This window comes from Micromonospora sp. NPDC048898 (genome assembly GCF_043198035.1).
Lineage (GTDB): Bacteria > Actinomycetota > Actinomycetes > Mycobacteriales > Micromonosporaceae > Micromonospora.
Window position 1 is genome coordinate 361786 of the sequence record NZ_JBICUF010000004.1, and the last position, 21267, is coordinate 383052.

Below are 21267 nucleotides of genomic sequence, written 5' to 3' on the forward strand. Positions count from 1 at the left end.
TGCTACGGGCGGTTTGCGGTAACGCCACCCGGAGTGGCGACGAACGAGCCGTTGGCGTGCGGTGCTTCCGGGGCCGAGGTGGCGACCCGGCGGCCCACTCCTTCGAGCACGTGCTTGCCGATCAGGTTGCCGGCTGGCAGCTCGATCGGGTACTCCCCATCGAAACACGCCCGACACAGCCGGGTCTTCGGCTGCTCGGTCGCGGCGATCAGGCCAGGAAGCGAAACATAACCCAGCGTGTCGGCGCCAATGGAGCGCCGGATGCCGTCGTTGTCCAACCCGTTGGCCAGCAGCTCCGCCCGGGTGGCGAAGTCGATGCCGTAGAAGCACGGCCAGCTGACCGGCGGGGAGGAGATCCGGACGTGCACCTCCAGCGCCCCCGCCTCGCGCAGCATCCGGACGATGGCGCGCTGGGTGTTGCCCCGCACGATCGAGTCGTCCACGACCACCAGCCGCTTGCCCCGGACGTTCTCCCGCAGTGGGTTGAGCTTGAGGCGGATGCCGAGCTGGCGCAGGGTCTGGGACGGCTGGATGAAGGTACGACCCACGTACGGGTTCTTCATGAGGCCGGCACCGTAGGTGATGCCGGACGCCTCCGCGTAGCCGATCGCGGCCGGGGTGCCCGACTCCGGCACCGGGATCACCAGGTCGGCCTCGACCGGGTGCTCCTTGGCCAGCTGCCGACCGATCTGCACCCGTGCCGCGTGGACGTTGCGCCCGGCGATCGTGGCGTCGGGGCGGGCGATGTAGACGTACTCGAAGAGGCAGCCCTTCGGCTCGGGCGCGGCGAACCGGGTCGAGCGCAGCCCGTTCTCGTCGATCGCGATCAGCTCGCCCGGCTCGACCTCGCGGACCACACTCGCACCGACGATGTCCAGCGCGGCCGTCTCGCTGGCCACCACCCACCCGCGCTCCAGTCGGCCGAGCACCAGCGGGCGCACGCCGTGCGGATCACGGGCCGCGTAGAGGGTCGACTCGTCCATGAAGACGAAACTGAACGCGCCGCGCAGTTGCGGCAGCACCTCCAGTGCGGCCGCCTCGACCGACAGATCCGGTCGGCCGGCGAGCAGCATCGTCACCAGGGAGGTGTCGTTCGTCGAACCGTCCGCGACGAGGCCGCGGTCGGCGACCTCCTTCTCCAGCTCGGCGGTGTTGACCAGGTTGCCGTTGTGGGCCAGCGCGATGGTCGTGCCGGAGGTGGTGGACCGGATCGTCGGCTGGGCGTTCTCCCAGTTGGACGCGCCGGTCGTGGAGTAACGCGCGTGCCCGATCGCCAGGTGGCCACGCAGGCTCGCCAGGGTGGGCTCGTCGAAGACCTGGGCCACCAGGCCGAGGTCCTTGTAGACCACCACGCCGGAACCATCGCTCACCGCGATGCCCGCCGCCTCCTGGCCACGGTGCTGCAGGGCATAGAGGCCGAAATAGGTCAGATTGGCGACCTCTTCGCCGGGCGCCCAGACACCGAAGACACCACAGGCGTCTTGGGGGCCAGGTCGTTGGGGGTCAAGGTCGTGGCTCAGCCGGCCGTCGCCTCGGGGCACCTACCGCTCCCTCATGCTGGTCTGGACCGGCTGGGCGGGATCACGGGCGGATCCACACTCGTCTGCCGGGACCACTGTCATCGCCTGACAGTGTACGCGAATCGCCGTCGACACAGATAGTCACGTTTCCCCTGCCGAGCGTCACGATGAGTGGGGCATCGGACGATCAGAGGGGCAGATACGCCGAGAGGTCCGCCCGGACACCACTCATCTGGACACGACCCTCGGTGACCGCCTCCGCCCAGCCGATCCGCCCGGTAGCCAACTCCAACCACGTCCCCGCGGCCATCTCGACCACGTTCGGCGGGTTTCCCCTGGTGTGTCGAGGTCCGGGTACGCACTGGATCGCACCGTATGGTGGTACGCGCACCTCCACCGATCGGCCGGGGGCGCGCTCCGCGAGGATGGCCAACAGCGACCGGACCGCCTCTCGGAACACCGGCCGTTCGGGTGTACGCCCCTCGTCGAGCGCCGACAACGCGGCCACAACGGCAGCGGATTTAATGTGCGGAGAGGACACGACGGGACGATACGACCCGCAGGTCGCGCACCTGACGTCGGCCCTGGGTCGCGCCGATCCAGTCGGACAAGGCATAGTTGCCGACGGCGTATTCGTACCGTGATGATCCCCGGCCCGGCGCCCCGCCGGCCAGAGGGAAGTCAGCCCGGAAGGCGGTGGACGTGTCAACACACCGATATGCCTGGAAGCAGCGGGCCGGTGTGGTCGTAGCGCTGGTTGCCGGCGCTCTGCTCGCCGCCCCCGCCCCACCAGCGCTGGCCGCCAAGATCAGCACGGCGGACAACTCGGTCACGATCGACGCGGGCAAGAGCAGCACCGTCAACGTGGTCGTCCGACCGGACCCGGACGAGAAGTCCGCCGACATCGACGTCACCGACCTGCCCGACGGCGTCACCTGCGGGGGTTGCGGACCGATCAACTTCGGCGACTCGACCGAGCCGAAGTCGGTGACGTTGACCCTGACGGCAGGGGCCAACGCGCCCGCGGCCAACGGAAGCTCGGCGAAGATCACGGTCTCGGGAGACGGTAACTCCCGCACGCTCCGGGTCACCGTCAAGGCAGCCGCCGCGCCACCACCGCCGCAGACGCAGACCGTGCAGTCGGTCTCCGGCAAGGTGGTCGCCCAGGCCGACAGCAAGGCGGTGCCGAACGCGGTGGTCATCCTGCTGGACAGCACCGGCAAGCGCTTCGACACCACGAGCGACGGCAGCGGCAACTTCCGTATCACCGGCAGCTCGGGCAACCCGATCGCACCGGGTCGGCTCGACCTGGGCGCCTCCTTCGACAACGTGCAGGCCCGTAAGACGCTGACCGCCGCTGCCGGGCAGGCCATCACCGGGCAACGGATCAGCCTCGCAATCAAGGTCGAGGTGACGCCCAGCGCCACGCCGTCCGCCACCGCCGACGCCACTCCCAGCGAGGACCCGGCCGACGCGGGTGCTGGGGACCAGGCCACCGATGAGGCCAGCCAGGGCGCTCCGGCGAACGCCTCGAACAGCGACGACGGCGGCAGCGGCCCGTACCTGATCATTCTGCTCGGTGGTCTTCTGGTGGCCGCCGGTGTGGGCACGATCGTGATGCTCTGGATGAAGCGCAGGGAGAGCGGCGGCGATGACGACGACGCCCCGGCCGCGGCTGGTGCCGGCGGCGTGGTGCCGCCGTCGCGGGGCGCTTTCCGCGGCGCCGACGACCAGACCCGGATGGTCGGCGGCCGACCCGGTGGCGGGGCGGACCCGACCATGGTCGGCGGTGCGGCGCTGAGCGAGGCGCCGACGATGATGCACCGCCCGGTCGTCGACGACGTCCCACCGGACCCGTACGGTGCGCCGGCGCAGGCGTACGGCGGCGCGGGCCAGCAGGGCTGGGGCGGCGCCGGATACGGCGACGAGCAGGCACCCGGCGGGTACGGGGCCGGCGGCTACGGCAACGCGCCGGCGTCGGGTGGCGGTTACGGCAACGCTCCCGCCTCCGGCGGCGGCTACGGCACCCCGGCCGGCTCCGAGGGCGTCTACGGCGCCGGTGAGGGCTACGGTGCCGCTCCCGGTTCCGGCGCTGGCTACGGCGGCGGCGCTCCGGCCCCCGGTGGCGGCTACGGCAACGCTCCCGGTTCCGGTGCCGGCTATGGCAACGCTCCGGCCTCCGGCGGCGGCTATGGCAACGCTCCCGGTTCCGGCGCTGGCTACGGCAACGCGCCGGCCTCCGGCGGCGGTTACGGCAGCCGCGACTACAACGGCCCGGCAGGGACCGCCGCCTACCCGCCGGCTCCCGCCGGTGGAGCACCCTACGGCGAGCGGTACGACGAGCCAACCGGCCGGTACACCGGCGACAACACCCAGTACCCGGCACCGGCCGATCCGTACGCCACAGGCGTCTACCAGCCGGAGCAGGGACAGGGGTACGGCGGTCAGCCCGACTCGGCCCCGTACGGCGGTCGCGCCGCCGAGCCGACCGCAGGGTATGGCGGCCAGCAGGCCGGCGGGTACGAGCAGGGCGGCTACGGCGGCCAACCGGCCGGCGGGTACGACCAGGGCGGCACCTACGGCCAGGAGCCGCCACCGCAGCAGCGCGGCGGCTACGACGACCGTGGGTACGACCAGGGCGGCTACGGCGGCCAACCGGCCGGCGGGTACGACCAGGGCGGCACCTACGGCCAGGAGCCCCCGCCGCAGCAGCGCGGCGGCTACGACGACCGTGGGTACGACCAGGGCGGCTACGGTCAGCCGCCGGCCGGGCGGGCGCGGCCGGAAACCCCGCCGCAGACCGACCGGGGCGGTCGACGCCTCGACTGGCTGGACGACTGACCGACCACACCGCACGAAAACGGCCACCCGGAGTTCCGGGTGGCCGTTTCGCGTCCAAGGTCCACTCGTGGCTGGCAAGGTCCACTCGCGGTCACGGAAGTCGCGGTGTCCCACACGCCGGGACACCCCGCTTTCCTGAAACCCGAGTTGATCAGCCCCAACCCGCGCGGCACGGCCCGGCTCGACCAGCCCCAACGCGCGGCCGGCTTGGTCGCCGCTCAGGCGGCGGAGAAGACGCCCTGACTGAGCACCGGCACGACGTTCGAGACGCCGACCCGGACGGCGACGTCCACGTCCTGGGCGAAACCGCCCTCGGTCAACTCCCGCCCGGAAACGCTTCCGCGCACCGCGGCTGGCACGTCGGGAGTGCTCGCCAGCGCGGCAAGTGCCATGGCCGCCTCCACGGACAACCCGCCCGGTACGCCGGAGAGGGCGTCGAGCACCGAGGCGGCACCGAGTTGGTCCTCCACCGACGGGCGCAACGATCCGTCCGGCCACCGCTCCCCGGACGCGATCACGCCGATCGGGGCGTCCACTGTGCCGTACCCCTGGCGGCGCAGCCAACGCCCGACGGCGGGTGCGTTACGCAGGCACGCCGCGACGACCGGCAGGCCGGTGGCGCTGGCGGCGGCGCTGATGGCGGAGCCGTTCGGCGAGGGGAGCACCAGGTCCGCCACGACCGGTGCCGTGCTCAGTGCGGCGGGTGAGAGCGACCATGGATGCTCCGCGGTCACCCGCCGTCGGCCCACCGCCGCGACCGCGCCGACGCGCACCGCGTACTCGGCGGCCTGCTCACCCCAGGGGAACGGGTGCACCCGCATGCCCCGGGCGACGGCCACCTCCACGGCGGTGGTGAACGACAACACGTCCACCACCACCAACGCCGCGCAGACCCGGCCGAGTTCGGCCGCCCCGGTCAGCCCCCAGTCGAACCGCGCACCGGAGCCGGGCTGACCGTGGACGGCGGCCGCCAACGCCTCAGCGCTCGTCAGGCGACGGCTCGGTGACACCGGTGTCAGACTCGGACGGCCCACCGGGCTGTGCCGGGCCAATCGGCTCCACAGCGCCGGCCGCCGGGGAAGGCCCCGAGGACGCGATCGGCTCGGAGAGCACCTCGGCCGGGTCGATCGGCAGGGCCGGGGCGACCGGCAGCGGTACGGCTTCGACCGCACCCGCCACACCGGCGGCCGGCGCGGGCACCTCGACGGCCGCCGAGCCCCCGAAGATGCGGGGCAGCGTCTCGGTGTGCGCCCTGCGCAGCTCGTCCAGCTCGATCCGGAACTGGCCGTGCACCTCAAGGGCACCGCCGGTCGGGTCGGTGACACCGATCAGCTCGAACGGCACCCCCCGCTCGGCGCAGAGAGCCGCGAACGCCTTGTCGTGGCCGCGCGGCACCGACACCAGCGCCCGCGTGGCGGACTCGCTGAACAGGTAGACGAACGGCATCGAGCCCTCGGCGAACTGCTCCGGCACCGCGATGCGGGCACCGACGCCGCGCCGCAGGCAGGACTCGACAAGGCTCTGGGCGAGGCCACCGTCGGAGAGGTCGTGCGCGGAGGCGAGGTGACCGACACGGGCCGCCTCGGCCAGCAGGTCGGCGAGCGCCTTCTCCCGCGCGAGGTCGACCTGCGGTGGGATGCCACCGAGGTGCTCGTGCGTCACCCAGGCCCACTCCGAGCCGGACAGCTCCACGTTCGTCTCGCCGAGCAGGTAGAGCTGGTCGTGATCGCCACCGGGCCGCGGGACGAAGCCCATCGGCACCCGGTCGGCGACGTTGTCCAGCACGCCCAGCACACCGACCACCGGGGTCGGGTGGATGGCAGCCGCGCCGGTCTGGTTGTAGAAGCTGACGTTGCCTCCGGTCACCGGGATGCCCAGCTCCAGGCAGCCGTCCGCCAGGCCGCGCACAGCCTCGGCGAACTGCCACATCACGCCCGGGTCCTCCGGGGAGCCGAAGTTGAGGCAGTTGGTGACGGCGATCGGCTTCGCGCCGGTCACCGCCACGTTCCGGTACGCCTCGGCCAGGGCCAGCTTGGTGCCGTGGTACGGGTCGAGTCGCGTGTACCGTCCGTTGCCGTCGACCGACAGCGCCACGCCGAGCCCGGTCCGCTCGTCGATCCGGATCACGCCGCCGTCCTCCGGCTGGGCGAGCACGGTGTTGCCGAGCACGTAGCGGTCGTACTGCTCGGTGACCCAGGTCTTGTCGGCCAGGTTGGGCGACGCGATCATGCGCAGCACGGTCTCCCGCAGCGCCTCCGGGTCGGCCGGGCGGGGCAGCGTCTCGGCCCGGTCGGCCTGGAGCAGGATCAGGTCGGCCGGCTCACGCATCGGCCGGGCGTAGACCGGGCCGTCGTCGACGAGTGAACCCGGCGGCACGTCGACGACCAGGTGGTCCTGCCAGGTGATCAGCAGTCGGCCGGGGCGGCCGTCCGGCTCCGGTGGGGTGACCTCGCCGATCGCGGTGGCGAGCACGCCCCACTTCTCGCAGGTCTTGAGCACCGCTTCGAGCTTGTCCGGTGCGACGACCAGCAGCATCCGCTCCTGCGACTCGCTGGCCAGGATCTCGTGCGGGTCCATCGAGGGCTCGCGCAGCGGCACCCGCTCCAGCCAGACCCGCATGCCGGTGCCGGCCGCGGCGGCGGTCTCGGTGAGCGCGCAGGTCAGGCCGGCGCCGCCGAGGTCCTGGATGCCGACCACCAACTGGCCGTCGTACAGCTCTAGGCACGCCTCGATCAGCAGCTTCTCGGTGAACGGGTCGCCGACCTGCACGGCGGGCCGTCGTGCCTCGCTGCCCTCGTCGAAGGTCGCGCTTGCCAGCACCGACACGCCGCCGATGCCGTCCCGGCCGGTCTTGGCACCCATGAGCACGACAACGTTGCCCGGGCCAGCCGCTGCCTTGTTCTGCAGGCGCTCGACCGGCAGCACACCCAGGCAGAGCGCGTTGAGCAGCGGGTTGCCCTGGTAGGAGGGGTCGAAGACCAGCTCACCACCGATGTTGGGCAGGCCGAGGCAGTTGCCGTAGCCGCCGACGCCGGCGACCACGCCGGTGAGCACCCGGGCGGTGTCCGGGTGGTCCGCGGCGCCGAAACGCAGCGGGTCCATCACGGCGACCGGGCGGGCACCCATGGCGAGGATGTCCCGGACGATGCCGCCCACGCCGGTCGCCGCACCCTGGTACGGCTCGACGAAGCTGGGGTGGTTGTGCGACTCGACCTTGAAGGTCACCGCCAGCTCGGCGGAGACCTGCACCACACCGGCGTTCTCACCGATGCCGGCGAGCAACCGGTCGCTGTGCACGGCCTTCTCGCCGAACTGGCGCAGGTGCACCTTGCTCGACTTGTAGGAGCAGTGCTCGCTCCACATGATCGAATACATGGCCAGCTCGGACTGCGTGGGCCGACGGCCGAGGATCTGCCGGATCCGGTCGTACTCGTCGTCGCGCAGACCCAGCTCGGTGTACGGCTGGAGCTCGCCCGGGGTGCCACCGGCGCGCGGCACGGTGTCCACGCCCTCGGTCCAGACGGCAGCGGCCAGCTGGGCGGGAGCGGCCGCCGGAGCGACGGGCTGCGCCGGGCTCGGCTCGGCCGGCTGCGCCGGGGCGGAGTACGCCTCGGGCGTGTCGCGTACCGGGTCCGGATGGGTGGTCATGACCTCTCCTCGCTGCGCTCGTGCCCGCCAGAGATGCGGTTGAGCTGACCGATGATCGTGTCGCCGGTCACGCCGGCGCCCCGACCAGGTGCTTGAGGACCGACGTGAAGAAGCCGAGGCCGTCCAACGAGGGACCGGTGAGCGCCTCCACCGCGTGCTCGGGGTGCGGCATGATGCCGACCACGTTGCCCGCGGCGTTGGTGATCGCGGCGATGTCGCGCTGCGACCCGTTGGGGTTGCCGCCGACGTACCGGGCCACCACTCGGCCCTCGGCTTCGAGCTGGTCCAGCGTCGCGGTGTCCGCGACGTAGCAACCCTCGCCGTTCTTGACCGGGATCAGCACCTCCTGGCCGGGCTGGAACGCGTTGGTCCACGCGGTGCCGGCCGACTCGATGCGCAGGACCTGGTCCCGGTTGCGGAAGTGCAGGTGCTGGTTGCGGGTGAGCGCGCCGGGCAGCAGGTGCGCCTCGCACAGGATCTGGAAGCCGTTGCAGATGCCGAGCACCGGCAGGCCACCCTGGGCGGCGTCCACGATCGTCTCCATCACCGGGGCGAACCGGGCGATGGCCCCGCAGCGCAGGTAGTCACCGTAGGAGAAGCCGCCGGGCAGCACGACCGCGTCCACCCCGTGCAGATCCGGGTCACCGTGCCAGAGCCGGACCGGCTCGGCACCGGCGATGCGGACGGCTCGGGCCGCGTCCCCGTCGTCGAGCGAGCCGGGGAAGGTGACCACACCGACCCGGGCGGTCACGAGCGGGCGTCCGCGGTCTCGTCGGCCTCGACCAGGCGGATGGTGAAGTCCTCGATGACCGGGTTGGCGAGCAACTTGTCGGCAATCTCCCGAGCGCGGTCCAGGTCCGGTTCACCGGTGAACTCGATCTCGATCCGCCTGCCGATCCGAACCGAGGCGACGTCACCGACGCCGAGCCGGGGCAGCGCGTTTGCGACGGCCTGGCCCTGCGGATCGAGGATCTCGGGCTTGAGCATGACGTCGACGACGACGCGAGGCACTGGGCACTCCTGACTGTGTACGCAGTTGGGTGCCGACCCACAACGGGCGAGCGCAGCCAGCGTACCTGGCAGATATCGCCGCGCCCGCACCGGCCGCCCGCAGTTCAGGCAGTGATCGACATTACCGGCTCCCACGGTGACCCAGGAAGCGCGACAGGCGGCCCCAGCAGGACAAATATGGCGCTACGGGTGGCCGAATCGTTACATTGATCCACCCCGATCAACATCTTGATAACGATGGTCCCGGGCCCTATCTTAGATCGACATAGGTCGATTTAGGTGACGGCGGGGACCCCCTCCGTCGCCCTTCCGCACCCGGCGACCCCGGGTCCGCCCCGCCCAAGGAGTCCACCCGATGCGCATCCGCCCCCTGCTCGCCGTGCTCAGCACCGCGTTGGTCGGCGCCCTCGGCGCCGCGTCCGGCGTGTCCGCCGCCCCGCCCGGCCCGCAACCCATCATCGGCGGCAACACCGTCTCGTCCGCGCCCTGGGCCGCCGCGGTGCTGAGCAACGGCTCGTTCACCTGCTCCGGCAGCGTCATCGCCGCACAGTGGGTGCTCACCGCCCGGCACTGCATCAGCGGCACCATGTCGGTCCGGGTCGGCAGCGTCTACCGCGCCTCGGGTGGCGTCACCCGCACGGTCAGCGCCACCTACACCCGCAACGACCTCGCCCTCATGCGGCTCTCCAGCACCGTCAGCACCTCGACGGTCACCCTGGCCAGCAGCAACCCACCCATCAACTCGACCAACTCGATCTACGGCTGGGGCATGACCTGCTACAGCGGCTGCTCCGCGTCCAGCCAACTGAAGACCGCCACCGTGCGGGTGACAAGCAACAGCGTCACCGACGCGTACGGCGGGCAGGCGATCCGCAGCACCGAGATCAGCGGTAACGCCTGGCGGGGCGACTCCGGTGGCCCACAGTTCTACAACGGCCAGCAGGTCGGCGTCGCCTCCACCGCCGACGGCTACAGCATCCAGAACTACGGCAGCGTTGCGTACAACCGGGCCTGGATCACCTCGGTGGCCGGTGTCTGACGGTTAACGCCCCGCGCGGTGCGGATGGTCGACTGCGGGTCGGCCGTCCGCGCCGCGCTGTTTTGCAGCATCCGATCAGGTGAACAATGCACCCGATCGGGTCGCGCCACTCCTGACAGCATCGGAACCGTGCTGGTCGTGACGACAGAGCAACTGCCCGGCTATGAGATCCGCCAGATTCTCGGCGAGGTGGTGTCCTCCATGGCCAGGACACGCAACCCGTACCGCGAGGGGGTCAAGAACCTGCGCGGTGGCGCGTACGACCCGATGGCCCCGGACAACCTGACCCGGTGGCGCACCGACTCGGTGTCCCGGCTCGGCGAGGAGGCCCTGCGGCTCGGCGCGAACGCGGTGATCGGCATGCGCTTCGACAGCCGCGACTGCGGCGAGATGTGGATGGAGATCTGCGCCTACGGGACGGCAGTGGTCGCCGTACCCAAGATGCCCGAGGTCATGCCGGCCGACCAGCCGGCGGTCGCCGCGGAGACCGCAGAGGTCGCGGGCTTCACGGAGTCTCCCGGCGGCATCGCCGAACCAGCCAGCGCCCCCAACCTGAAAACGGCCGCAGAAACCCCAACCGGCGACTAACGCCCGCCCCACCCGGCCCCACCGCAGCCTCGTCTGGGCCTCGTTGATCATGGGGTTATTGCCCTACGCCCGGGGCGCCGCAGCAATAACTCCATGATCAACGCGCTGTGGGTGGGGTTAGAGGATGGGGGGTGGGGAGTAGGATGCGGCGTTTGGGTGGGTTTGGACGACCTTGGTAATGCGGCTGGTTACCGCTTCCACCTGGGCCTGGGCGGCACCCACGAAGGCGGTGCGGTCGGCGACCAGGGTGTCGATGTCGGCGCGGGACAGACCGAGTCGGCCGTCCGCCGCCAGGCGGTCGAAGAGGTCGTTCTCCGGTGAGCCCGTCTCGCGCATCGCCAGGGCCACCGCGACCGCGTGCTCCTTGATCGCCTCGTGGGCGACCTCCCGGCCGACACCGCGCCGGACCGCCGCCACCAGGATCTTGGTGGTGGCCAGGAACGGCAGGAAACGCTCCAACTCCCGGTTGATCACCGCCGGGTACGCGCCGAACTCGTCGAGCACGGTGAGGAAGGTCTGGAACAGCCCGTCGGCGGCGAAGAACGCGTCCGGCAGGGCCACCCGGCGGACCACCGAGCAGGACACGTCCCCCTCGTTCCACTGGTCACCGGCCAGCTCGCCGACCATCGACAGGTAGCCTCGGATGATCACCGCGAAGCCGTTCACCCGCTCCGACGAGCGGGTGTTCATCTTGTGCGGCATCGCGCTGGAGCCGACCTGACCCGGCTTGAAGCCCTCGGTGGCCAACTCCTGGCCGACCATCAGCCGGATCGTGGTGGCCAGCGACGACGGCGCGGCGGCGGTCTGCGCCAGCGCGGCCAGCACGTCGAAGTCGAGCGAGCGCGGATAGACCTGACCCACGCTGTCCAGCACCCGGGAGAAGCCCAGGTGCTCGGCCACCCGGCGCTCCAGCTCGGCCACCTTGTCGGCGTCGCCGTCGAAGAGGTCGAGCTGGTCGGCGGCCGTGCCGACCGGTCCCTTGATCCCGCGCAGCGGGTAACGGGCGATCAACTCCTCCAGCCGCTCGTACGCGATCAGCAACTCCTCCGCCGCCGACGCGAAGCGCTTGCCCAGCGTGGTGGCCTGCGCCGCCACGTTGTGCGAACGGCCGGTGATGACCAGCTCGGAGTGCTCGTACGCCAGCCACGCCAACCGGGCGAGGGTGGCCACCACCCGGTCCCGGATCAGCTCCAGCGAGGCACGCACCTGAAGCTGCTCGACGTTCTCGGTGAGGTCACGTGAGGTCATCCCCTTGTGCACGTGCTCGTGCCCGGCGAGCGCGCTGAACTCCTCGATCCGGGCCTTCACGTCATGCCGGGTGACCCGCTCCCGCTCGGCGATCGAGGCGAGGTCGACCTGGTCGAGCACCCGCTCGTACGCCTCGACCACGCCATCCGGCACGGCCACGCCCAGATCGCGCTGAGCGCGGAGCACGGCGAGCCAGAGCCGCCGCTCCATCCGGACCTTCTCCTCCGGAGACCAGAGGGCGACCAGTTCGGGTGAGGCGTACCGGTTGGCCAGCACGTTGGGGATCGTCGTCACGTACCTCATTGTCCCGCACCCGCCGACCGACACCCGTACCGGGCCGGATTGCCGAGCCCGTCAGGGACGTCGACTGCCCCTAGTCGCTCTCAGACCGGATCTGCTGGTGGTATCGCAGCTCATGCAGATGGCCGCCCTTGATCAGGACTGACACCTCGACCGGCTGCCCGTGCACCGAGCGGACCACCCGAAACTGGCGGATCACCGGCACCTGTGGTGGCAGCGACAGGATCTCCAGCTCTTGGGTGGTCGGCATTCGGACGGACAGTCGGTCGACGAGGTCTCGCTGAGGGTGCCCCAGCTCGGCCAGCGCCCGAGGGGCGCCTCCGACGAGCTTCTGGCGTGCGGAGATCACGGTGCCTCGGCCGATCGAGACCGGATAGTACGACCATGACACCTCCACCGGCTCACCGTCGTACGAGAGCAGGCGATGGCGGAGGATGGCGGGCTCGTCGTCGGCGACACCGAGTGCCAGCGCCACATCGGCAGGCGGTTGAACCTCGGCGACGTCGAGCAACTGATAGGTGTACCCACCGCGGGAGGGCGGAACGTAGGCATCGACCTCCATGACCAACGGCTGGCGATCCCGTACGTAGACCCCCTTGCCCACCCGGCTGTGGAGATATCCCTCCTCCTTCAACGCGGCGAGGGCCCGTTGCACTGTCGCGTTCGCAACGGAGTACTGGTTGATCAACTGCGCTGTCGATGGCAACTGCGATCCGGACGGCAGCTCACCAGCCATGATGCGGGCTCGGATGTCGGCAGCGATCTGCTCATGCCGAGGCCGATCGTCGCTCCTGCGAGCCAAGACGGTCTCCCCTACGCAATCGACGATTCGTACCGGAGGCGACGACCTTCGGCAGTCATGCTCATCACGCTCAGCTCGACCGGCAACCCGTCATCGGTACTGAGCACGCGGGTCAGCCCGAGCACCCAGTCGTCTTCGCGCAGTTGAAGTAGCGACCGCTCCGCATCGGTTGCCCGCCGCGTGTAGACGTCTTCACTCACCCGTCGCGGCCGATACCCCAATTCCGCCAGCAGAGTAACCGCCCCACCGCGAATCTTGCGCAGTTCGGCAAGGCCGGTGCCGCGAGCGATGGTGGCCGGATAGAGAGATGTGGTCAGTTCCACCGGCCGCTCATCCAGCAACATCAGTCGGCGGCGTTGGATGACCGGCGCACCGGCGTCGAGTTGCAGCGCCTCGGCCAATTCCGCTGTCGGAACGATTTCGGTGACGTCGAGCAGACGCTGCGTGCCTACTCCGCCGTGTTGTGCGGCCTCCGCGCCCCAGGCTTCGGCCTCACCGGGCAGTCTCGGCGTCACGTAGGGAGTGGAGACGCTGATCCATTCGAGGTCCCTCAAGATCCGCTCCTTCGCCTCACCCGGCCCAGCACCTCGCACCCACAGTAGATCCCCGCAGGCCGACATTCGCACCTTGATGCCTTACGCGTATGGCAGTAAGGTTATCTCACTGGCCCCGCACTTCCCCCTCCGGTCTCTTGGAGCTGCCGTGTGCCCGTACGTCGCTGACAGGAGCGCGAGATGAGCGCCTATCGCCGCCGCGCTCACGGCCGGGTCGCGCCATGATCCGCCATGGGCCACCCGCTGTCCGGGTAGGTGATGTCGTCACGGTTGACGAGCAGCACTACTGCTACGGGCTGGGCCAGCTGGTTCTACGGGTGATCGAGGTGGGTCGGCGCGAACGGCACAGCGACGGCGTCTGGATTCACCTGCGCGGCATCGAGTTGGGCGGGTCGACCGGCCCGCGTCAGCGTCGGGTGCTGGTGCGCCTGGCTGCCCTTCGAGTTCGACCCGCCGCGCGGCCGGCGAATCGTGAGGCTCCAATGCCGCACGTGCCCGTCCGGCCGGCCTGGACCTGCGCCGGCTGCGGACAGGAGTGGCCGTGCCCGAACCGTCGGCGCCGGCTGCTCATCGAGTACGCACACGACCGGTTGTCGCTGGCGTTCTACCTGGGTCTACATCTGGCGGACGCGGCCGTCGACCTCTCGCATCCTCCTGCCGACGAACTGCACGTCCGCTTCCTCGGCTGGACCCGATTCCGCCGGTCGTGAATCGACCCTGGTGTGGCTCGGGGTTCGGTCCCCGTGTCTCAATTAAAGAGACACGGCTCAGCGTTCCAGGATCGCTGTCACTCCCTGGCCACCGGCCGCGCAGATGGAGATCAGCCCGCGTCCGCTGCCCTTCTCGGCGAGCAGCTTGGCCAGGGTCGCCACGATCCGTCCGCCGGTGGCGGCGAAGGGGTGCCCGGCGGCCAGCGACGAGCCGTTGACGTTGAGCCGGTCGGTGTCGATCGCGCCCAGGGGCGCGTCCAGGCCGAGGCGGTCCTTGCAGAACTCCGGCGACTCCCAGGCGGCGAGGGTGGCCAGCACCTGCGACGCGAACGCCTCGTGGATCTCGTAGTAGTCGAAGTCCTGCAGCGTCAACCCGGCTCGGGCCAGCATCCGGGGCACCGCGTACGTGGGGGCCATCAGCAGCCCCTCGTCGCCGTGCACGAAGTCGACAGCCGCCGTCTCCGACCAGCTGAACCAGGCAAGCACCGGCAGGCTGTGCGCGGCGGCCCACTCCTCGCTGGCCAGCAACACGGTGGACGCCCCGTCGGTGAGCGGCGACGAGTTGCCGGCGGTCATCGTCGCGTGCTCGGCGTCCGGGCCGCGGGTGCCGAAGACCGGTCGGAGCGAACCGAGCTTCTCCAGGCTGGTGTCGGGCCGCAGGTTCGCATCGCGGGTCAGCCCCAGGTACGGCGTCATCAGGTCGTCGAAGAAACCCCTGTCGTACGCGGCGGCGAGGCGCTGGTGTGAGCGCAGCGCCAGTTCGTCCTGGGATCGCCTGTCGATCTGCCAGTCCAGGGCGGTGCGGGCGGCGTGGTCGCCCATGGACAGGCCGGTACGCGGCTCGGCGTTGCGCGGGATCTCCGGCTTGAACGGTTGGAGCGGGCGCAGCTTCGCCGCGACCTTGAGCCGTTCGCCCAGGGTGCGGGCCGAGTTGAGTTTGAGCAGCGTGCGGCGCATCTCCTCGTTGACCGCGAGCGGGGCGTCGGAGGTGGTGTCCACACCGCCGGCGATGCCCACGTCGAGCTGACCGAGGGCGATCTTGTTGGCGACCAGGATCGCCGCCTCCAGGCCGGTGCCGCAGGCCTGCTGGATGTCGTACGCCGGGGTGTGCGGGTCGAGCCGGGAGCCGAGCACCACCTCACGGGCGAGGTTGAAGTCGCGGGAGTGTTTGAGTACCGCCCCGATCACCACCTCGCCGACCCGCTGGCCGGCCAGCCCGTACCGGGCGATCAGACCGTCCAGCGCGGCGCCGAGCAGGTCCGAGTTGGACGCGTCCGCGTAGCGGGAGTTGGACCGGGCGAAGGGGATGCGGTTGCCCCCGATGACCGCGACCCGCCGAATGCTCTGCACGATCCGCCTCCTCTACCTGTGTCGCTCGAACCCTACTCGCCAGTAGGCTACGCGCATGACCGACAGGTACGCGAGCTTCGTCCGATCGGCCGCCGGCCGCGCGCTGGTCAAGCGCCTCGGGCTGCCCGACCCGCCCCGACTGCGCCGGCACCACCCCGGCGACCCGCTGCTGGCCGGGCCGGCCCTGCTCGGCGCGGCCACCGGCGGCCGGCTCGCCGAGCCGCTCGCCAAGATCCTGACCACCGCCGGGGTCGAGCTGCGCGACACCGCCACCGCCGCACCGCAGGACCGCTTCGGAGCCCTGGTGTACGACGCCACTGGGATCACCGACTCGACCCAGTTGCGTCAGGTCTACGACTTCTTCCACCCGCAGGCGCGGGCGCTGCTGCCCAGTGGTCGGGTGATCGTGCTCGGCACTCCGCCCGGAGAGTGCGCGACCCCGCGCGAGGCGACCGCCCAGCGTGCCCTGGAGGGGCTGGTCCGCAGCATCGGCAAGGAGTTCGGCCGGGGCAGCACCGCGCAACTCGTCGCCGTCACCCGCGACGGCGACCACGCCGGCACACTCACCAGCCTGGAGTCGACCCTCCGGTTCCTCCTGTCCGGCCGCTCCGCGTACGTCTCGGGCCAGGTCATCCGGGTCGGCACCGGCGAGGCGAGCGCCCCGGCCGACTGGGACCGCCCGCTGGACGGGCAGGTCGTGCTGGTCACCGGTGCCGCGCGGGGCATCGGCGCGGCACTGGCGAAGGTGCTCGCCCGCGACGGCGCACGGGTCGTGGCGTTGGACATCCCGGCCGCCGGGGACGCCCTCGCCGCGGTGGCGAACGACATCGGCGGCACGGCCGTGCAGCTCGACCTGACCGCGCCGGACGCGCCGACCCGCCTCGCCGACCACCTGGCCAGCCGGCACGGCCGGGTCGACGTGGTGGTGCACAACGCCGGCATCACCCGGGACAAGACGCTTGGCCGGATGGACGCCGACCGGTGGGACCAGGTCATCGACGTCAACCTCTCCAGCCAGGAACGGATCAACGACGTGCTGCTGGAGCGGGGGCTGATTCCGACCGGCGGGCGGATCGTCGCGGTCTCCTCGATCGCCGGGATCGCCGGCAACCGGGGGCAGACCAACTACGCGACGAGCAAGGCCGGTGTGATCGGGTTGGTCGACTCGCTCGCCCCGGCCCTGCGCGAGCGGGGGGTCAGCGTCAACGCGGTGGCCCCCGGCTTCATCGAGACCCGACTGACCGCACGCATCCCGCTTGTGGTCCGCGAGGCGGGCCGACGGATGAACAGCCTGGCCCAGGGCGGGTTGCCGGTGGACGTGGCCGAGACGATCGGCTGGCTGGCCTGGCCGGCCAGTGGGGCGGTCAGCGGCAACGCGGTCCGGGTCTGCGGCCAGAGCCTGCTGGGGGCGTGATGGGCGGCCGGAGGGAGCCGGACGACGACCTGTCCCTGCACGAGTTGATCGACGGCCCGACGGAGACGCTGTCGGCGGAGACGCGAGCCAGAGCACTTCAGCCGGAGCCCGGTGGTCGTACCCGGGTCGAACTGGCTCGGATGCCGGCAACCGGGGCGGTCCACCGGCGGGCGGTGCTCGGCGCGCTGCCGGGTCTCGGCGGCCGGCGGCGCGGGTCCGGCCTGCCGGCCGAGCTGGCCGTACGCGGGGTGCGGGTCGACCGGGCGCACCTGGCCGCGTACGACCGGGTCTGCGGTTTCCGGCTCACCGACCGGCTGCCCGCGACGTTCCCGCACGTCCTGGGCTTCCCGCTGGCCCTGCGGCTGATGACCGAGCCGGAGTTTCCCATCCCGCTGAGCGGCCTGGTCCACGTCGGCAACCGGATCACCCTGCGCCGCCCGATCAGCGCCGACGAGTCTCTCGACTTCACGACGTACGCGGAGAACCTGCGCCCGCACGACCGGGGGCGGCAGGTGGACGTGGTGCTGCTGGGCTCGGTCGACGGCGAGACGGTCTGGGAGGGTGTCTCGACGTACCTGGGTCGGGAGCGCAGGGCCGGCGGGGGCGAGCGGAGCACCCGCCCCGACGGACCGGCCGCCACGGCCCGTTGGCGGGTCGGCCCCCGGGTCGGCAGGACATATGCGCGGGTCTCCGGGGACCACAACCCGATCCACACCTCGCTGCTCGCTGCGCGGCTGTTCGGCTTCCGCCGGCCGATCGCGCACGGCATGTGGAGCAAGGCGCGCTGCCTCGCCGCCCTGGAGAACCGACTGCCGGACGCCTACACCGTCGAGGTCGCCTTCAAGGCTCCCGTGTCACTGCCGAGCACTGTGGACTTCGCCCTGCTGCCGGACGGCGGGTTCGCCCTGCACGACCCGCGCGGCCGACCACACCTGGCGGGTCTCGTGCGCTGACGAGTTTCTCGGCTTGGCAGGAGCGCGCTCGTGCGTTAAGTTGTTCTCAGAGCGAGATGTTCTCAATCTGAGAGAGACGTGATGAACGAGCAGGAGTTCCTGGCCGCGTACGACCCGCGGGCCTACCCGTCGGTCGCCGTGACCGTCGACGTGGTGGCGCTGACCATCCGCGACGGCGCACTGCACCTGCTGCTGATCCAGCGTGGCCAGCAGCCCTTCGCGGGGCACTGGGCGCTGCCCGGCGGCTTCGTCCAACCCGACGAGGACCTGGCCGCCGGCGCCCGGCGGGAGCTGGCCGAGGAGACCGGGCTCGGCGGCGACCGGCTGCGTCGCGTACACCTGGAGCAGTTGGGCAGCTATGGCGCCCCCGACCGCGACCCGCGGATGCGTGTCGTCTCGATCGCGCACCTCGCGTTCGCCCCCGACCTGCCGGACCCGGCCGCCGGCACCGACGCCGACGCGGCGATCTGGCTGCCGGTCACCGCGTTGACCAGCCGGCAGCTCGCCTTCGACCACGGTCGGATCATCGACGACGGGCTGGAGCGGGCCCGGTCCAAGCTGGAATACACCCCGCTCGCCACGCGCTTCCTCGACGCCGAGTTCACGATCAGCGAGCTGCGCACCGTCTACGAGACGGTCTGGGGTCACCCGCTGCACGCCGGCAACTTCCACCGCAAGGTGCTCTCCGTGCCCGGCTTCGTGGAGAGCACCGGCGCCAGCACCGAGCGCGGCGGCTCCCGCGGCGGCCCCCGCGCCCGCCTCTACCGGGCCGGCGACGCACGCCTGCTGCACCCGGCGCTGCTGCGCCCCGCCCGCGAGGAGACGGTGCGATGAGGACGGCGGCGGCCATCGACCTGGTCACGGCGGCCCGCACCGACGCCGACCTGTTCGGCACGGACCAGCCGGCCCGGCGTTACCGCGAGCTGGTCGCGGCCCTGCACCCCGACCGCCTGCCGGCCGACCCGGCGGTACGCGCCGAAGCCCTCGACGCGTTCATCCACGTCACCACCCGGTGGCAGGCCCGGCAGGTCACCGTCCTCGGCGACTACCGGCTCGGCACGCCGGCGCACTCGGGTGACCTCGCCGACCTCTATGACGTCGGCGACGACCGGCTGCTCAAGCTCCCCCGACGCCCCACCGACAACGATCTGCTGGCCCGCGAGGCACACGCCCTGCGCACCATCGCCGAGCGCGGCGACCCGCGTTACCTGCCGTACGTGCCCCGGCTCGTCGACGAGTTCCCGCACCGGGACGCCGCGTCCGGTGCCGAACGACGGATCAACGTCATCGCCACCGCGCCCGGCCTGCACGACCTCGACGAGGTGCGGCACGCGTACCCCGACGGGTTGGACGCCCGGGACGTGGCCTGGATGTGGCGACGGCTGCTGGTGGTGCTCGGCCTGGCCCACCGGGCGGGCCTGGTGCACGGCGCGGTCCTGCCCCGACACGTGCTGATCGAGCCGGACGCCCACGGCGTGGTGCTCGTCGACTGGTGCTTCTCCGCCCCCGTCGGCGGCACGGTCCCGGCGCTGGTGCCCGGCCATTCGGACTGGTACCCGCCCGAGGTCGCCGCGAAGCGGCCCTGCGGGCCGGGCACCGACATCGCGATGGCCAGCCGCTGCATGAGCTGGCTGATGGGGTCGCGTGCGCCCCGCGAGCTGCACGCCTTCGCGCAGGGTTGCCGGCAGCGGTCCCTGCACGCCCGACCCGCCGACGCCTGGCGTCTGCTGCGCGAACTCGACCAGGTGCTGGACCGCCTCTACGGGCCGCGCACCTTCCGTCCCTTCACCCTCACCCCCTAAGGAGCTGTCATGGGCAGTGGAATCTGGTCCACCGACGTGTACGACGCCGCCGACCGCTACCGGCGCACCACCGGCCGCAGCGCGTTCTCCTACAGCGACAGCGGAGCGCGCACGGTGCACACCGCACTCGACCCGCGCGGCGCGATGCGCGAGAGCCGCGACTCCGACGAGCACCCGCAGTCGACCCCGGTCGCGGTGCTCTTCGACGTGACCGGCTCGATGCGCAACGTGCCGCGCGTCCTGCAGACCAAGCTGCCGCAGTTGCTCGGGCTGCTGCAGCGGCAGGGGTACGCCAGCGACCCGCAGATCATGTTCGGCGCGATCGGCGACGCCACCTGCGACCGGGTGCCGCTGCAGGTCGGGCAGTTCGAGTCGGACAACCGGATGGACGACGACCTCGGCCGGATCGTGCTGGAGGGCGGTGGCGGCGGGCAGATGAGCGAGTCGTACGAGCTGGCCATGTACTTCATGGCCCGGCACACCGCCACCGACAACTGGGACCGGCGCGGCCGGCGCGGCTACCTGTTCATCATCGGCGACGAGCTGGCGTACCCGCAGGTGAAGGCCCGGGAGGTGGCCAAACTGATCGGCGACGACCTGACCGAGGACGTGCCGCTGCGGCAGATCGTCGACGAGGTGACCCGCCGCTGGGACACCTACTACCTGCTCCCCGCCGGCAGCCACTACGCCGGCAACGCCAAGGTGCTCGACTTCTGGCGGGGCCTGTTCGGCCAGAACGCCGTGGTGCTCGACGACCTCGACGCGGTCTGCGAGACCATCGCGCTCACCATCGGCCTCGGCGAGCAGGCCATCGACCTGGACGAGGGCCTGCGCCACCTGGACCACGCCGGCTCGGCCGCCACCGGCACCGTGTCGAAGGCCCTGGCCCGCCTCGGCCGGGGGCGGCGGGCCGAGGTGTCGACGCTGCCCGCGTTCACCGACACCACCGGCGGGGTGACGAGGCTGTGAGGCACGTGGCGGTGGTCGACCTCGGCTACGGCGACGCCGGCAAGGGCACGGTGGTGGACTGGCTCTGCGCCACCCGCCCGGTGCACACGGTGGTCCGCTTCAACGGGGGCGCGCAGGCGGCACACAACGTCGTGCTGCGTGACGGGCGACACCACACGTTCGCGCAGTTCGGGGCCGGCACGTTTCACCCCGGTGTCCGTACCCACCTGTCGCGGCACGTGGTGGTGGACCCGCTGGCGTTGGCCGCCGAGGCCGACCATCTCGCCACGGTGGGGGTGCCCGACGCGCTCGACCGGCTGACCGTCGACGGGGCGGCACTGCTCGCCACGCCGTACCACCGGGCCGCCAACCGGGCCCGGGAACTCGCCCGCGGAGCCGACCGGCACGGCTCCTGCGGGCTGGGGGTGGGGGGGGGCGGGGGGGGCGGCCCCGCCCCCCCCCCCCCCCCCCCCCCGGGGGGCGCCCCCCCCCACCCCCCCCCGCCGGGGGGGCCGCGGGCCCCCCCGCCGGGCCCGCGG

Annotated in this window: 19 protein-coding genes; 9 read left to right on the forward strand and 10 right to left on the reverse strand. The window is 71.6% G+C overall.

Going from position 1 to position 21267, the window contains the following annotated elements; genetic code table 11:
* Nucleotides 1–2: 2 nt before the first annotated feature.
* Nucleotides 3–1541, reverse strand: a complete 1539-nt coding sequence (gene purF, locus ACGFIQ_RS14720; protein ID WP_393243717.1) for an amidophosphoribosyltransferase — start codon at nt 1539–1541, stop codon at nt 3–5.
* Between the two features lie 166 nt (nt 1542–1707).
* Nucleotides 1708–2061: a sterol carrier family protein gene (locus ACGFIQ_RS14725; protein WP_393243719.1), complete on the reverse strand. Its 354-nt coding sequence runs from the start codon at nt 2059–2061 to the stop codon at nt 1708–1710.
* Between the two features lie 161 nt (nt 2062–2222).
* On the opposite strand from ACGFIQ_RS14725, the gene ACGFIQ_RS14730 reads away from it, so the two are divergent.
* Nucleotides 2223–4361, forward strand: a complete 2139-nt coding sequence (locus tag ACGFIQ_RS14730) for a carboxypeptidase regulatory-like domain-containing protein (RefSeq protein WP_393243721.1) — start codon at nt 2223–2225, stop codon at nt 4359–4361.
* Between the two features lie 218 nt (nt 4362–4579).
* On the opposite strand, the gene ACGFIQ_RS14735 is transcribed toward ACGFIQ_RS14730, so the two are convergent.
* From ACGFIQ_RS14735 to purS, 4 genes are all read right to left on the reverse strand, one after another.
* Nucleotides 4580–5335, reverse strand: coding sequence for a 2-phosphosulfolactate phosphatase (locus ACGFIQ_RS14735; RefSeq protein ID WP_393244029.1), 756 nt, complete (start codon nt 5333–5335; stop codon nt 4580–4582).
* Nucleotides 5336–5339: 4 nt separating this feature from the next.
* Nucleotides 5340–8009 carry a phosphoribosylformylglycinamidine synthase subunit PurL gene (gene purL / locus ACGFIQ_RS14740; protein WP_393243722.1) on the reverse strand — a complete coding sequence of 890 codons (2670 nt, stop codon included), beginning with the start codon at nt 8007–8009 and terminating at the stop codon, nt 5340–5342.
* Between the two features lie 67 nt (nt 8010–8076).
* Nucleotides 8077–8760, reverse strand: coding sequence for a phosphoribosylformylglycinamidine synthase subunit PurQ (gene purQ, locus ACGFIQ_RS14745; RefSeq protein ID WP_238685297.1), 684 nt, complete (start codon nt 8758–8760; stop codon nt 8077–8079).
* Entirely contained in the window at nt 8757–9020 is a 264-nt protein-coding gene (gene purS / locus ACGFIQ_RS14750; protein ID WP_184180400.1) for a phosphoribosylformylglycinamidine synthase subunit PurS, read from the reverse strand. Before purS ends, purQ begins: the two co-directional genes overlap by 4 nt.
* 355 nt (nt 9021–9375) lie before the next feature.
* On the opposite strand from purS, the gene ACGFIQ_RS14755 reads away from it, so the two are divergent.
* Together ACGFIQ_RS14755 and ACGFIQ_RS14760 are read left to right on the forward strand one after the other, a co-directional pair.
* Nucleotides 9376–10059, forward strand: a complete 684-nt coding sequence (locus tag ACGFIQ_RS14755; RefSeq protein WP_393243724.1) for a S1 family peptidase — start codon at nt 9376–9378, stop codon at nt 10057–10059.
* A gap of 24 nt (nt 10060–10083) precedes the next feature.
* Nucleotides 10084–10647, forward strand: a complete 564-nt coding sequence (locus ACGFIQ_RS14760; RefSeq protein ID WP_393244031.1) for a YbjQ family protein — start codon at nt 10084–10086, stop codon at nt 10645–10647.
* Between the two features lie 117 nt (nt 10648–10764).
* Here ACGFIQ_RS14760 and purB read toward each other — a convergent pair whose 3' ends face one another.
* From purB to ACGFIQ_RS14775, 3 genes are all read right to left on the reverse strand, one after another.
* Entirely contained in the window at nt 10765–12189 is a 1425-nt protein-coding gene (gene purB / locus ACGFIQ_RS14765) for an adenylosuccinate lyase (RefSeq protein ID WP_393243726.1), read from the reverse strand.
* Nucleotides 12190–12268: 79 nt separating this feature from the next.
* A complete protein-coding gene (locus ACGFIQ_RS14770; RefSeq protein WP_393243728.1) occupies nt 12269–12997 on the reverse strand; it encodes a GntR family transcriptional regulator in 729 nt (242 codons plus the stop codon).
* Nucleotides 12998–13008: 11 nt separating this feature from the next.
* The gene (locus ACGFIQ_RS14775; protein ID WP_393243730.1) at nt 13009–13551 is read right to left on the reverse strand and encodes a UTRA domain-containing protein; all 543 of its coding nucleotides are present in this window, start codon (nt 13549–13551) and stop codon (nt 13009–13011) included.
* A 221-nt stretch (nt 13552–13772) separates the two neighbouring features.
* On the opposite strand from ACGFIQ_RS14775, the gene ACGFIQ_RS14780 reads away from it, so the two are divergent.
* Entirely contained in the window at nt 13773–14261 is a 489-nt protein-coding gene (locus ACGFIQ_RS14780) for a hypothetical protein (protein WP_393243732.1), read from the forward strand.
* 57 nt (nt 14262–14318) lie between these two features.
* Here the strand turns inward: ACGFIQ_RS14780 and ACGFIQ_RS14785 are convergent, their stop codons facing one another.
* A complete protein-coding gene (locus tag ACGFIQ_RS14785; RefSeq protein WP_393243734.1) occupies nt 14319–15611 on the reverse strand; it encodes an acetyl-CoA C-acetyltransferase in 1293 nt (430 codons plus the stop codon).
* 55 nt (nt 15612–15666) lie between these two features.
* Here ACGFIQ_RS14785 and ACGFIQ_RS14790 point away from each other — a divergent pair, with 55 nt between their 5' ends.
* The 5 genes from ACGFIQ_RS14790 (at nt 15667) to ACGFIQ_RS14810 (ending at nt 20749) form a co-directional block, all read left to right on the forward strand.
* Nucleotides 15667–17025 carry a 3-oxoacyl-ACP reductase gene (locus tag ACGFIQ_RS14790; protein ID WP_393243736.1) on the forward strand — a complete coding sequence of 453 codons (1359 nt, stop codon included), beginning with the start codon at nt 15667–15669 and terminating at the stop codon, nt 17023–17025.
* Between the two features lie 140 nt (nt 17026–17165).
* Complete coding sequence (locus ACGFIQ_RS14795) at nt 17166–17978, forward strand: MaoC family dehydratase (RefSeq protein ID WP_393244033.1); 813 nt, start codon at nt 17166–17168, stop codon at nt 17976–17978.
* Nucleotides 17979–18059: 81 nt separating this feature from the next.
* Nucleotides 18060–18812 (forward strand): NUDIX domain-containing protein, encoded by a 753-nt coding sequence (locus tag ACGFIQ_RS14800; RefSeq protein ID WP_393243738.1) that lies wholly within the window; start codon nt 18060–18062, stop codon nt 18810–18812.
* Nucleotides 18809–19780, forward strand: coding sequence for a serine/threonine protein kinase (locus ACGFIQ_RS14805; protein WP_393243740.1), 972 nt, complete (start codon nt 18809–18811; stop codon nt 19778–19780). The genes ACGFIQ_RS14800 and ACGFIQ_RS14805 overlap by 4 nt, the downstream gene beginning before the upstream one ends.
* A gap of 9 nt (nt 19781–19789) precedes the next feature.
* The gene (locus ACGFIQ_RS14810; protein ID WP_393243742.1) at nt 19790–20749 is read left to right on the forward strand and encodes a hypothetical protein; all 960 of its coding nucleotides are present in this window, start codon (nt 19790–19792) and stop codon (nt 20747–20749) included.
* Nucleotides 20750–21267: the final 518 nt, after the last annotated feature.

Excerpts from the sequence above, each read along its gene's own strand:
- purL (WP_393243722.1), bottom strand. The coding sequence starts at position 8,009 with ATGACCACCCATCCGGACCCGGTACGCGACACGCCCGAGGCGTACTCC.
- ACGFIQ_RS14755 (WP_393243724.1), top strand. The coding sequence starts at position 9,376 with ATGCGCATCCGCCCCCTGCTCGCCGTGCTCAGCACCGCGTTGGTCGGC.
- ACGFIQ_RS14760 (WP_393244031.1), top strand. The coding sequence starts at position 10,084 with ATGGTCGACTGCGGGTCGGCCGTCCGCGCCGCGCTGTTTTGCAGCATC.
- ACGFIQ_RS14780 (WP_393243732.1), top strand. The coding sequence starts at position 13,773 with ATGATCCGCCATGGGCCACCCGCTGTCCGGGTAGGTGATGTCGTCACG.
- ACGFIQ_RS14790 (WP_393243736.1), top strand. The coding sequence starts at position 15,667 with ATGACCGACAGGTACGCGAGCTTCGTCCGATCGGCCGCCGGCCGCGCG.
- ACGFIQ_RS14795 (WP_393244033.1), top strand. The coding sequence starts at position 17,166 with ATGCCGGCAACCGGGGCGGTCCACCGGCGGGCGGTGCTCGGCGCGCTG.
- ACGFIQ_RS14800 (WP_393243738.1), top strand. The coding sequence starts at position 18,060 with ATGAACGAGCAGGAGTTCCTGGCCGCGTACGACCCGCGGGCCTACCCG.
- ACGFIQ_RS14805 (WP_393243740.1), top strand. The coding sequence starts at position 18,809 with ATGAGGACGGCGGCGGCCATCGACCTGGTCACGGCGGCCCGCACCGAC.
- ACGFIQ_RS14810 (WP_393243742.1), top strand. The coding sequence starts at position 19,790 with ATGGGCAGTGGAATCTGGTCCACCGACGTGTACGACGCCGCCGACCGC.